At 32.8% G+C, this 13,553-nt stretch carries 11 protein-coding genes; all 11 read left to right on the top strand.

Going from position 1 to position 13,553, the window contains the following annotated elements; translation table 11 throughout:
- Positions 1 to 2: 2 nt before the first annotated feature.
- From BGO88_RS11805 to BGO88_RS11755, 11 genes are read left to right on the top strand one after another with little or no spacing between them, the layout of a single operon-like run.
- Positions 3 to 1,304 carry an SIR2 family protein gene (locus BGO88_RS11805; RefSeq protein WP_260136082.1) on the top strand — a complete coding sequence of 434 codons (1,302 nt, stop codon included), beginning with the start codon at positions 3 to 5 and terminating at the stop codon, positions 1,302 to 1,304.
- Positions 1,291 to 3,072, top strand: coding sequence for an ATP-binding protein (locus BGO88_RS11800; protein WP_260136080.1), 1,782 nt, complete (start codon positions 1,291 to 1,293; stop codon positions 3,070 to 3,072). The genes BGO88_RS11805 and BGO88_RS11800 overlap by 14 nt, the downstream gene beginning before the upstream one ends.
- Complete coding sequence (locus tag BGO88_RS11795; RefSeq protein ID WP_260136078.1) at positions 3,069 to 3,290, top strand: KTSC domain-containing protein; 222 nt, start codon at positions 3,069 to 3,071, stop codon at positions 3,288 to 3,290. Before BGO88_RS11800 ends, BGO88_RS11795 begins: the two co-directional genes overlap by 4 nt.
- A gap of 11 nt (positions 3,291 to 3,301) precedes the next feature.
- Positions 3,302 to 3,520 (top strand): hypothetical protein, encoded by a 219-nt coding sequence (locus tag BGO88_RS11790; protein WP_286707006.1) that lies wholly within the window; start codon positions 3,302 to 3,304, stop codon positions 3,518 to 3,520.
- A complete protein-coding gene (locus tag BGO88_RS11785; protein WP_286707005.1) occupies positions 3,513 to 4,595 on the top strand; it encodes an AAA family ATPase in 1,083 nt (360 codons plus the stop codon). The genes BGO88_RS11790 and BGO88_RS11785 overlap by 8 nt, the downstream gene beginning before the upstream one ends.
- Entirely contained in the window at positions 4,580 to 5,815 is a 1,236-nt protein-coding gene (locus BGO88_RS11780) for an AAA family ATPase (RefSeq protein WP_353743407.1), read from the top strand. The genes BGO88_RS11785 and BGO88_RS11780 overlap by 16 nt, the downstream gene beginning before the upstream one ends.
- Before the next feature lie 2 nt (positions 5,816 to 5,817).
- Positions 5,818 to 6,852, top strand: coding sequence for a hypothetical protein (locus BGO88_RS11775; RefSeq protein WP_286707004.1), 1,035 nt, complete (start codon positions 5,818 to 5,820; stop codon positions 6,850 to 6,852).
- Entirely contained in the window at positions 6,849 to 8,309 is a 1,461-nt protein-coding gene (locus BGO88_RS11770) for a DUF3375 domain-containing protein (RefSeq protein WP_286707003.1), read from the top strand. Before BGO88_RS11775 ends, BGO88_RS11770 begins: the two co-directional genes overlap by 4 nt.
- A complete protein-coding gene (locus BGO88_RS11765) occupies positions 8,306 to 8,884 on the top strand; it encodes a DUF4194 domain-containing protein (RefSeq protein ID WP_260129092.1) in 579 nt (192 codons plus the stop codon). The genes BGO88_RS11770 and BGO88_RS11765 overlap by 4 nt, the downstream gene beginning before the upstream one ends.
- 37 nt (positions 8,885 to 8,921) lie before the next feature.
- Positions 8,922 to 12,266: an ATP-binding protein gene (locus BGO88_RS11760; protein WP_286707002.1), complete on the top strand. Its 3,345-nt coding sequence runs from the start codon at positions 8,922 to 8,924 to the stop codon at positions 12,264 to 12,266.
- Positions 12,263 to 13,402: a Wadjet anti-phage system protein JetD domain-containing protein gene (locus BGO88_RS11755; protein WP_286707001.1), complete on the top strand. Its 1,140-nt coding sequence runs from the start codon at positions 12,263 to 12,265 to the stop codon at positions 13,400 to 13,402. The genes BGO88_RS11760 and BGO88_RS11755 overlap by 4 nt, the downstream gene beginning before the upstream one ends.
- Positions 13,403 to 13,553 lie beyond the last annotated feature (151 nt).

Raw genomic sequence — 13,553 nt, 5'->3', positions numbered from 1 at the left:
TTATGAACTCTTATGATCCATCAGAATACATCAGAGGTATTCAACAAATATTAATTTCCGACAAAAAGAAAATAGGTTTTCTTTTTGGAGCAGGAAGTTCCTTGGCTTGGAAAAATATTAAATCCCTTACTGTACCTGCGATAGGAAAGATGACTTCTGAAATCTTGGTAGAGGTAGTAAAAGTGGAACCTAAATTTGAAATAGCTTTAGATGAAATAAAAGAGGAACTAGGAGAGGCTAATTTTAATATTGAAACTATTCTATCGAATCTGGAACAAAAGTTCTCATTTATTGGTAAAGGGATACTTAACTCACTAGATAAAAATGATTTTGCGAGATTAATAACTGAAATCAAAAAAGGGGTTAGGGAAAAAGTAAGTGTTCATCACATAAATTTATGTGATATTACTTCTAAAAAGGAGTTTCGTCAAATAGTAACTAAAGATATTGTTTCGGAATTGGTGCAAACTGATTTTGCTAATTGGATTGGACAAGCAGAAAGGAAATTTCCAATTGAAATATTTACTACTAATTACGATTTTTTATTTGAGCTTGGACTAGAACATAAAGAGATTCCCTATTACGATGGATTCTGTGGTAGCTTAAGAGCGTTTTTCAATCCAGAGTCAGTCGAAGATTTTAGATTTCTACCAAAACAAACAAAACTTTGGAAAATACACGGTTCTTTAGGGTGGCACTTTGATAAGGATACTGAAAAAATTTTAAGAGTTAGTCCTGACGATGATGATATTTTGATATATCCTTCTACTTTAAAGTACAAGGATTCCAAAAAACAGCCGTATGAAAGTTTATTGGATAGATTGTCTAATTTCCTCAAACAAGATGATGCCATATTGATAACTTGTGGTTATTCCTGGGGGGATGAGCATATTAATTCTCGTATTATTTCTGCTTTGAAAACGAATACGACCTCACATGTGATAGGATTAATTTTTGACAAATTTGAGCAAATTAATGAACAGTCGAAAGTTTCAAAGATTGGATTAGATAATCCCAAGATATCTATCTATGCTTCACGAAATGCTGTAATTGGATGCAATTTTGGAGAATGGACGTTAAAGTCTGAACCCTCAAAAGAAGATTCAGTAAACATTGATTTGTATTTTGATGAAGATGCAGCAATTGATCCGAAAGAAGAGAAAAAAACAGAAACGAAAGGTGAAGAAGTCTGGACAGGAAAGGGAGAGTTTATACTACCTGATTTTAGCAGGCTGGTAAGGTTCCTGAATTCTATGGTCAGCGATAACGAGATTAAAAAACTAGGAGAAAATGTCAAAAAGTAAGATAACAGAAATCGGGGAAATAGATAGTATCAGCGGAAATAGTATCTCTGTCAAGCTTTTTGATAATATCAAATCCAATATGCCAATTATTGACGGTGTTGTTTATCGTGTAGGACAAATAGGTTCTTTTATTAGAATTCCTTTAGGTTATGCAAATCTTTATGGTATCGTAACACAGATAGGTTCAGCGGCTATTCCAGAGAGCTTGAGAGAAGCTGTAGCTAAGGATTATGATCACTTGAAAAATACCCGTTGGATAAATATTGTTTTAGCTGGGGAACAAGTTGGAAAAAGGTTTGAAAGAGGCGTTACACAATATCCTACAACAGGAGACAAAGTTCATTTGGTAACCATAAATGATTTGGATATTATCTATGGAGGATATGAAGAAGCTAATTCAATTACAGTTGGCAATATTAGCGTATCTGAAAGTTTAGATGCTAAAATTGATTTAGATAAACTTATATCACGACATTGTGCAATTCTTGGTTCAACCGGAAGTGGAAAGTCAAATTCAGTTTCTGTATTGCTTCAATCCATCGCAAACAGAGAGTTTCCAAGTTCAAGGATTTTGGTGATTGATCCACACGGAGAGTATAATGATGCCTTATCTAAGTATTCAAAAGTTATTGAGGTAAACTCAACAAATGAAGACAATAAACTTCAAATCCCGTTTTGGGCTTTACCTTTTAACGAATTAATGAAAGTTTTTTCCGGAAGTTTATCCGATTCGCAATTAGACTATATCAGGGAAAAGGTTACAGAAGAAAAAATTAGAAGTATTGATACAAATGATTTTGATATAGCCAAAGAAACTGTTACAGCTGATTCCCCTATTCCATTCAGCATTAAAAGGTTATGGTTTGAATTGGATGATTTTGAGAGAATAACGTTCGAAAAAGATAGGATAACTATATCTCCAAAAATATCTGCTGGAGATATAGAAAACTTGAAGTCAAATGAATATCCTCCGGCTGGCTTGGGTTCCAGTGCTCCTTTCATCAATAACAGCAGAAAAGGTATTTTAGGCTTCTTGGATGGGATGCGGAACCGTCTTAAAGATAGTAGTTATAGTTTTTTATTTTCTCCTGGAAAATTAACACCAGATTCAGATGGTAAAATAGAAGAAGATTTGGACGCTATGTTCTTAAAATGGTTAGGCAACGACTTGCCTATAACTATTTTAGATTTGTCAGGAATTCCAAGTGAAATAATGTCATCCATTTCGGGAACGCTTTTGAAAATTATTTATGATGGATTGTTTTGGGGTGTTAATACTAAAGTTGGTGGAAAAAATCAACCCTTACTTATTGTTTTAGAAGAAGCTCATAGTTATTTGAAGGCAGGAGAACACTCTATTTCATCCAGAACTGTTCAGATGATAGCCAAAGAAGGACGTAAGTACGGTGTAGGATTGTTGCTTGTTACCCAAAGACCTTCGGAACTGGATGAAACGGTATTAAGTCAATGCGGAACTATGATTGCTTTGCGTATGAATAATTCCAAAGATAGAGGTCATATTCGATCAGCAGTGCAGGATGAATTGCAAAGTATGGTTGATTTGCTCCCGAGCTTGAGAACTGGAGAAGCTTTAATATCGGGGGAAGCAGTAAAAATCCCTTCTCGAGTCAAATTCTTTAAGATTACAAATGCCCCCAAAAGCTCAGACCCCAAAGCTTCTGAAAAATGGTTAGAAACAATCGATGATGCACAAAATGAATACAAAAAACTATTAAAATCTTGGCGTAATAAAAATTATAAAATATGAGTTTACCAGAAATGACCCCAGTAAGTTCATCAAACATTGATAGTATCGGTTATGATGAACAAAATCAAGAAGTCTATGTTAGATTTCTAAATGGAAGCCTTTATGTATATAAAGGTGTTCCGGCACACGAGTATCAAAATTTAATGGAAGCTCCTTCTCACGGTTCTTACTTGAATAGGAATTTCAAAAATGTGTATCCTTACGAAAGGAGCGAGTAATCAGTTAGATTATGGAAAGATACAGAAATTCAGGAGGAGATTCAGGTGTCTCCTCTTTTGAAATAGGTTCAGATTATATACTTGTGCAGTTTTCCGGAACAGCCAAAACATATAGATATAGTTATCGTAAAGCAGGTCAGCATCACGTCGAAACCATGAAAAGTTTAGCCCGTAGTGGTAGTGGATTGAATAGTTATATTAATCGTTATGTAAAGAATTTGTATGATTAAGAAGATTGACTCTATTAGAAATTTTGGTATTTACAAAAATTTTTCTTGGACCTCTCCAAGCGGAATAAAGGATTTTAACTATAAAAACCTTTTTTATGGATGGAATTACTCAGGGAAAACTACTTTATCACGCATATTCAGTTCATTAAGAGATAAAAAAATACACGATAGTTATACAAACGGAACTTTTAAAGTTAGTACGGATAATAATGGTATATATGATTCCTCTAATTTGGAGAGTTTTCCTTATGATATACTTGTCTTTAATTCTGATTACATACAAGACAATTTAAATTTCAGTATTCATGTAAATAATAGCTCTGATTCAAAAACTATTCTCTTTGAAGTTGGTAATAACGCAAAATATGAAACAAAAATAATTGAATTACAAGGGAAGGTAGATTCAATTAAAGGCACAGACGTCATTTTAGGAAAAAAAATAAAGTTCCAAAGTGATATAGATGAGTTTGAAATCTATGATAAAGGATATACTGGTAAATTTACTCTTATATCAAAAGAAATTCAAGATGAACATTTTTTAAGCCTTATTAGATTTACTAAGACCAATTTAAAACCAATAATTTCAAAAATTAAAGATGATTTAAATAATTTTATAGTTAGTGATAAAAAAGAATTATCATACCTCAACGACATTGTTAAAGTTAGTGAGCCTAAAGACGAATTAAATGAAATTATTATTGATTTTAATTATAGTTCAATTGTTGAGGAAGTAAATAAGGTCTTAGATAATACTCCTGAGAAAAAGGTTTTAAATAAAATTTTAGATACAAATAATGATGCTTATAATTGGGTAAAAAAGGGCAAAGATTTGCATACTCCAAATTCCAAATGTCTTTTTTGTGATAATATTGTAAGCGAAGAAAGGTTAAATTATCTGATAGAATATTTTAACAGTCAAGCTTCTACCTTAAAAGAAGAAGTAGATAGGCTTAAAACATTGGTTTATGATGAAATAAATAAAATAGATGCTATTAATTACCCCTCTAGTAATGACTTAAATTTGGGCTTTATTAATGAATATATTGAAATAAGAAATAAATTGATAAAAATTTAGCTAAATATAAGAAACATTTAAATACTATACTTTCAAAGTTAGATGCTAAAGTAAATAAAAATTTATACACAAAGATTGATCACATCATAGGTTTTAACGTTGCATTAAATGTTTCCTTAATTGAAAGACTTAATATTCTCATTCAGACCAACAACGAATTTTCAATTAATTTCAGTTCTAAAATTAATGTCGAAAGAAATAAGTTAATAGATCATTTGGTTGCATCGTTTCTAAAAAGAGAAAAATATCTTGCAAAAGAAAAGAAATATGAAAAAGCTCTTTCAGAAATCGAAAAACTAGATAAACAAGTACAAGATTTAGAAAAGGAAATAAAAAGTTACCAAGCTCTTAAAGAAAGTGACAAAGAAGGTGCAGAACAGTATACCTATTTTATTCAGAGTTTTTTAAATAGAGATGATATTGAGATAAAATTAGATGAAGTAACAAAAAAGTTTATTCTCTTAAGAGATAATCAAAATGCTTCTAATCTTAGTGAAGGTGAAAAAACAGCAATTGCATTTTCTCATTTTTTAGTTTCTATAAAAGCATTGGAGTCAAAAAATAAATTCAAAGATTATATTGTATTTATTGATGATCCTATTTCAAGTCTGGATGGTAACCACATTTTTCAAATTAATTCATTATTGAAAGAAATGTTGTTTTCAAATAAAAATCCTGGAGGTCAATGGGAAATAAGATGTAAACAATTGTTTTTTTCATCCCATAATTTCGAATTTTTTAATCTTCTGAAAGAACTACCTTTAAACAAAAAAGAATCCAGGTATTTCATAGAAAGAAATAGAGCAAGCAATATATCTGAAATAAAGGTTTTGCCGGAAATTTTTGACAAGTATTCTTCAGAGTATCACTATCTATTTAAGGAAATAAATGATTTTAATAGGCTCAGAAAACCATTGGATTCAGATAAATTATTAGTGATCCCTAATATTTTGAGAAGGTTTTTGGAGATGTATACATTAACTAAATTCCCAAGCTCAGAAAACGTAGATAGAAGAGCTGATAAAATTTTTACGCCTGAAGTTTCTAAACGAATCTGTAAACCTTTCCATTTTTTTAGTCATCTAGACAATATTGATAGAATAGGAAAGCAAAGTGAGTATATGGCGGATATACCTATTGCTTGTAAAGAATTGGTAAATCACATTAAAAAGAAGGATAAGCTTCATTATGAAGCATTAAATAATGCTGTAACAAATTAAATATGTCAACAATAAAAATAAACCAACAACTCAAACGAGTTGAAATAAAAGAATTTGAAATCGAAAATCAAATAGTTTTCAACTACTTTGACAATCTTCCTACTTCAGAAAGAGATGAAAAACTACTCCGGGCTATTTACATCGGAGTTTTGGCGTTAATGGAAGATAGGATATCAGCTTTTTTATCAAAAACCGGCAATGAATTGGGAACGGAACTGGAAAGCCTGAAAATGATTTTCGAAATGAAAAAAGAACTTTTTTATAAATCTACTATTAAAGGAATATTGGCAGAAGATGAAATAGCTGAGTTTTTAAACGGTTATTTTCAAGAGAAAAGATTGAAAGATCGAGCTTTTTTAACCGGAAATACGGCAGGAAGTATTCCTAAAAATAAAACCGGAGATATCATTTGTGAAATTGACGGCAATTCAAATCTTAGAATTGCAATTGAATGTAAGTTCGATAAAAGTATCCGAATGGGAGAAATCGAAAATAAGGAGATTTTCACTCGAAAAACGGATACTGCTTGGAGTCAATTAATAGAAGCTCAGGCAAACCGTGAAGGCAAAGTAAGCTTAATTGTTTTTGATATTTCATTGGTTGATAATTCCATTCTCAAAAATTTTGAAAATGTAGGTTATATTCAAGGAATTGGTTTTGTTGCAATCATCAATTCTCAAAAAGGCGATTATTCCAATTTGGCAATTGCATATATGCTCGCAAGAGATATCGCTTTAAATGCCAAAGAAGTTGAATTGGATAAAGATTTATTAGCAATCCTTGTAAACCGTATTATTAAAGATATTAACGAAATCACAACAATAAAAAACTTAGTTCAAAATAACATTGATAATAACAAAGCCATTCTAAAACAATTAGAGAAATCCATTCTTCTGATGGAATTCAATCAACAGTACCTGAAAAAGTTTTTGGAGGACGGAACACTTACCAAAAAAGATTTACTGGACTATTATCAAGGCGAAGATGTAAAAGACAGATATAGGTTGATAGAAAATGAAATTAATACACTGAAATGACAGACATTTCTCAAATACTAAACACACTAAACACTTCACCAAGTGTTGAATTGTTGCGTTTACGAAACAGAGAAATACTTATTGAATTTTTTGCAAAGACATTCACAAACGGGCAAGGAGCAATTTATTCTGAAAATATACATTCAAAATTAGCAGATTTTTTAGAAGAACACGAAGTTGAAAATGACGAGGAGAATGAGATCAGTGCATTTGACACGTATGAAACAAAAGCTAAAAAGTATATCCTGAATTGGACAAACAAAGGCTTCTTAACCAATTATCCCGACGAGCAAGGCGAAGTTTTCTATGAACTATCTGCCCATTCAGTTAAAGTTATAGACTGGTTGGCGAGTTTGAAGAAAGAAGAATTTATCGGTACCGAATCAAAATTCAACAGTATTCTAAATCAGTTAAAAGAACTGGTGGAATTTACCAATGAAGATACCGAAAAACGTATTCAGTTATTGGAAGAAAAGAAATTGGAAATCGAGAAGCAAATCCAACGCATAAAAATTGGTGAAGATGTAAAAGTATTTGAAGAATTTGAAATTGTTCCACGTTTCAACCAACTTAATCAATTAGCGAAAGAATTATTGTCAGACTTCAAGGAAGTAGAAGATAATTTTAAAGAAATAACGAAAGGTATATACCAAAAACATGCAGAAGGCAGTCTGACTAAAAGCGATATTCTGGAATTTACATTTGATGCACTGGACGAGTTGAAAGAGAGTCCGCAAGGCAAAAGTTTTTATGCTTTTTGGTCATTCATTTTAAACCCTGAATTGCAAAACAGGTGGGAAAGTCTGACTAAAGAATTATACAAAACATTGGAGGAAAAGGCAATTCCCTTAAACGACCCTTTTCTGAAAGGAATGAAAAAGCACTTGCATAGCTCGGGACAAAAGGTATACAAAGCCAACGATAAGATGGCTGAAAAATTAAGCCGTATTATCCGTGAAAATGAAAACTCAAAATCGGAAGCAACCAAGGGCATTATTCAGGAAATCAAGAAGCAACTTGTAGCCATCAGCAAGACGAAGAAAAAACCTGATATATCGTTTGAGCTGGAAACCGATTTGGAAATCAATATTCCGTTTGAGCGAAAACTGACTTTTGAACAAAAAGAGGATATTACCTACTCCAGCAAACCAGTAATAGCGAACGAAGACATTACTACCTCTGCTCACTTAGGCAAGTTGTTTTCACAATCAAACATTGATAAAGAATTATTACGGCAAAGAATAAAGAATATTCTAAAGGAAAAATCACAGACAACACTTTTAGACGTGGTTCAAAATTATGGCGGAATTGAAAAAGGGTTGCCTGAATTGTTTGGATACATTGGTATTGTAAAGGAATTTAAACACACCATCAGTACCAACAAAACCCAAAGTATTGTATTTGATGCTGAAAACAGAAAACAAATTAAAATTCCTGAAATTATCCTGACCAGATGAACAATTTAGAACAAAATATAACGCCTTACAGTAAAGCAATCGTGAAACTGCTTAAATCACCCGTGGAGCGAACCTCAAATGTGTGGGATAATATTATCCATTACCAAACAGAAATTCAGGAATACATTAGCCAGATTGGTTTGGAACTGATTGTAAAAAAAGAAGAAGGTTTTGCTTTTGTAAAACAATTTGAGGATAGCGATGGAAATACGCTCGGTTTGGTAACAAGACGGCAAATCGGTTTTGAAACCTCCATCGTATTGGTGGTTCTGAGGCAAATTTTAGAAGAATTTGACAGTAATCCCACGCAGTTGGCTACGGAAAAATTCATTTCCGATTCGGAAGTCAAAGATGAGTTGGAACTCTTTCTGCAAGAAGGTTACAATAAATTAAAATTCAAAAAAGAACTGGACAAATACATTCGGAATGTCGTGGATTTAGGGTACCTGAAAGTGGTTAGTGAAAAAGATAACGAAACAAAATATCAGATACACCGCATTATCAAAGAAAAAATAACACTGGATATATTACAGGATTTCAGAACAAAGTTGCAGGAATATGTTGAGTCTGTTTAGTACCAGTTCTGGCAAAGCGGGCTTCCGGCTCCAATATATGGAAGTTTACAACTGGGGAACATTTAATGAAAAAGTATTCAGAATAAATCCGCAGGGAAATAATTCGCTATTGACCGGTGCAAATGCTTCGGGAAAAAGCACTTATATAGATGCTTTGCTTACCTTGATTGTTCCTGCAAAGAAAGACCGTTTTTACAATCAATCGTCAGGCGTTGAGAAGAAAGGCGACCGTACTGAAGAAACCTACGTATTGGGACATTATGGAAACATACAAGAAGAAGGCAAAAGCTCAACATCTACACAAAAGTTACGGGACACGAATACTTATTCCGTAATTCTTGCTTCATTTTCAAACACCGACCAAAAACAAATTACATTATTTCAGGTTCGTTGGTTCTCCAATAACGAGCTAAGGCGACAATTTGGTATTGCACACGTTCCGTTGGAAGTAGAAAAAGATTTTCGGGATTTTGATGCGAAAGGCTTGTGGAAAAGGAGATTGGAGAAAATCTACAATGCTAACACAACTAAAAAGCGAATCGAATTTATAGATGGTCCAACAATGTATGCTGAAAAAATGTACAACCTGTTCGGAATGCGCTCCGTCAAAGCATTGAGTCTGTTTAATCAGATAGTAGGTGTAAAAGTTCTGGAAGATTTAGACGAGTTTATCAGAACAAATATGCTGGAGGAGCAAGATGCCGAAACGGAATTTATACAGCTCAAAGAAAGTTTTTTGACGTTGATGGATGCTAAAACCAATATTGAAAAAGCTAAAGAGCAAATCAAACAGCTAATACCTATTAATGACATTGCTAATAAACTGAATAAAATTCAGGATGATATACAACAATTAGAAAAATCTAAGGAAATAGCCCTTTACTGGTTTGCCCAAAAAGGTGTTGAATTGGGAGAAAAGGAACTGGAAAAATGCCAAGAAACATTACAACTTTTAGAGGAGAAATTAGCTGAATTTCGAGTTAAAGAAGATGACCTGAAACAGGAAGAAAGAACCATTTCTATTGCTATTGAAAAAGATGAAGTTGGAAGTAAAATCAAAGATTTAGAAAAGGAAATCAAACAACTCGAACGGCTTCGTGATGCCCGTAAATCAAAATTAGAGGACTATAATAAAATCGCACAAATCATAACGCTAAACACCAATCCAGATGAAGTAGCTTTTTCTGAAAACCGGGGAAAAGCAAAACAATTAAAACAAAGTACAGATCAGGATATTTATGAAGAAAATGAAAATCTTCGTGGATTAAAAAATGAAGAAGACAGACTTAAACAAGATACAGAAGTGTTGGTAAAAACGATAAAAACACTTCAAGAAAATAAAAACAACATCGCTGGTCGTGAAGCTGAAATAAGGGACGAAATTATTGCACACATTGGAGCAAGTAAAGAAGAAATTCCATTCATTGGCGAATTGATTAAAGTAAAAGAAGATGAACTAAACTGGGAATCTTCCATCGAAAAAGTGTTGCACAACTTTGCTTTGCGATTGATTGTTCCTCCAACGTATTATTCACAGGTAAACCAGTATGTGAACAGTCATAATCTGAAAGGTAGAATCCGTTACGATAGATACGAAGAGCAGGACTATCTCAAAAACTTACGACAGAAGGATATCAATGAAAAATCCTTAGTCCATAAAATTGACATAAAACCCAAAACAGCGTATCAAGAATGGATTGAGAGTTATTTGGAAGCTCAGTTTGATTTTGTTTGTGTGGACAATCTTTCGGAATTTGAACGTTACTCCGAAATGGCCATCACGCAAAACGGATTGATAAAATTTAAAAGAGGAAAACACGAAAAAGACGACCGTCCACACATTTCAAGAAAAGAAAACTATGTATTGGGCTGGGACAATAAAGAAAAAATTACGGTTTTAAGGAAAGAGTTAACCCATCTGCAAAATCAGCAAACAGAAAACAAAAAAGCGATTGTCAATAAAAATTCCGAGATAAAAAGGTTAGGAACGTACAGAGATGAATGTCAAAACCTGTTCTCGAAATATGAGAAATACGATGATATCGATTGGCAATCTTATGCCAATGAAATACAGGAAAAGACAGAACAAAAAGAAGCCTTAGAGAAAACCAATGACCGAGTCAAGAAATTACAAGAGCAATTAGAAAAAGTTCAAAAAGATTTAAAGAACCTATCGGAAGTTAATATTAAAAACAAAGACAGGGAAATTTTTCAAACGGAAGAAAAGCAAAAAAACATTGAAAGAATAATAAGAGATAATGAAACTATTGTTGCTCCTTTTGGAGATATTGATGTATCAGCATTTGAAACACAAAATCCCGATTTGTTGCATATTGAATACGCAAACTTTGAAACAAGCCGTAAGAATTTTCAGGAAAAAAATTTGGGAGAAATATCAGAGCTAAACAGACAAAAACAACAAAACGAAAGAGAAGTCAGTATAAAAATCAATGCATTTAAACAGCCGTCGGAAATTATCACCAACAAATTCAAAGATTGGCGTTCTGATGTGAGTTCGCTCCCCGATTCAACCCATTTGGAATTTATCAGCGAGTATCAGCTTTTTTTGGACAGGTTAGAGAAAGATAATCTTCCAAAATTTGAAAAGAAGTTCAACGACTATTTGCAGGAGACCATTACCAATAAGGTTGGTGATTTCAGAATGTTTTTTGAAAACTGGTCGGATTCCATCAAGGAAAATATCAAGCATCTGAACGATTCTTTAAAAGAAATCGATTTTAAAAATAATCCGAGAACATACATTCAATTGGTTGCTCCGAATAAAATCAACGATGAAGTAAAAGAATTTAGAAATCTACTTAACGCTGCAATTCCCAATATCAGAGAAGTGAACGCTTCCATTGACGGTCGGAAAAATCATTTTTACAACCATATAGAACCGCTGATTTCAAAATTGGACAAGGAAGAATGGCGAAAAAAAGTAATGAACGTCCGTTCTTGGTTCAGCTACAAAGCCGAAGAGTTTTATAAAGAAAATAACCAAAAGTTTAAAACGTATGAAGCGATGGGACAGCTTTCCGGTGGCGAAAAGGCTCAGCTTACTTATACCATTTTGGGTTCGGCAATAGCTTATCAATTTGGTTTGACCAAAGAAGGATTACAAAGCAACTCTTTCCGATTTATTGCTATTGATGAAGCCTTTAAAGCACAGGACGAAGACAAAGCCCGATACCTGATTACGCTCTGCAAACAACTTCATTTGCAGTTGTTGGTAGTTACACCAAGCGACAACATCCACATTGTTGAAAATGATATTTCATTCGTTCATTTTGTGGAGCGGAAAGAGGAAAGACATTCCTGGCTGTATGATATGCCCATTGAGCAATTTAATGAAGAAAAAGCGAATTATCTGAATCAATGATTACACCACAAGAAATAAGAAGTAAAACAGACAAAAAATACATCCTCTTTCTTCAATCATTGGTGGAAGGAGTTCCATTTTCGAAATTGGTCATTCGTGGAAATAAGATATATAATAAATCATCATTACCCGAGTTTGAGAAAGAGATACAGCAAATCATCAGCCAATCCAAAGAGAAAAAAGGCTTTGGTTATTCATTAGATTTTCAAAGGGTTAAAACAAAATACTTAGGTACACAAGACTTGCCAGTCTCAATTTTTTTTGATAGCGAAAAAGATTTTTTGAAATTTTTAGGCAAAGAAAAAGAAGTTGAATTATTCAAAACGAGTGTTGGAAAAATCATCATAGCTTTTCCTGAACTACATGAATGGGTAATTAAAAATCCTATAAGGGTAATTACAAATTATACCGAATGGGATGGCATTATTAGAGTGTGTCAATACTTTAGGCAGAATCCTAAACCGAATTTATACATCAGGGAATTACCAATAAATGTCCACACAAAATTCATTGAAAGAAATAAGAGCGTTATTAGAGAATTGCTAGATATTCTACTCATAGGCCATATTAACTACGAGTATAAAGAATTTGAAAAAAGATTTCATCTTAAATTCAGTGAACTACTTATCCGATTTAAAATATTGGACAAGGAAATCAGCCAAAAATACTTTTCAGGACTTGATGATATTGCTATTCCTACGAGTCAATTTGAAACATTGAATTTACCGGCTAAAAGAGTGCTGGTGGTTGAAAATAAAACAACACTTTATACAACTTTAACGTTACCCAAAATGGACAAAACGATAGCAATATTTGGAAGTGGTTATAGTGTTAACAATCTTAAAAACACACAATGGTTTTCCGCTGTGGAACTATTTTATTGGGGTGATATTGATGTACAAGGTTTTGAAATTTTATCTCAATTCAGAAGTTATTTTCCACACGCCCAAAGTATGCTAATGGATAAAGTGACTTTCGAAAAGTTCTTTGAAAATGATAATGGTACTCCGACAAATGTTTCTGCGATGCTTAATCTTACAGAACAGGAACAACAACTTTATGAACTATTGAAAATAAATAATTGGAGGTTAGAACAGGAGAAAATACCACTATATTGGATTAAAGAAAAGTTCTAGGCAAGATATTTTACTATCTAATCCCATCCAAAAACGTCAAAATAAGTATTAAGTTCGATAGTAATATCTTTTAGCCTGCTGAAAATATAAAGCCGGTACTAAGTCAAGTATCGGCTTTTTCTTTGTCTAAATATTCTGCTAATACTTTTTC

Source organism: Flavobacterium sp. 38-13, assembly GCF_001899155.1.
Taxonomy (GTDB): Bacteria; Bacteroidota; Bacteroidia; order Flavobacteriales; family Flavobacteriaceae; genus Flavobacterium; species Flavobacterium lindanitolerans.
The sequence above is the reverse complement of the archived record's forward strand: the minus strand, read 5'-3'. Positions and strand labels throughout refer to the sequence as shown.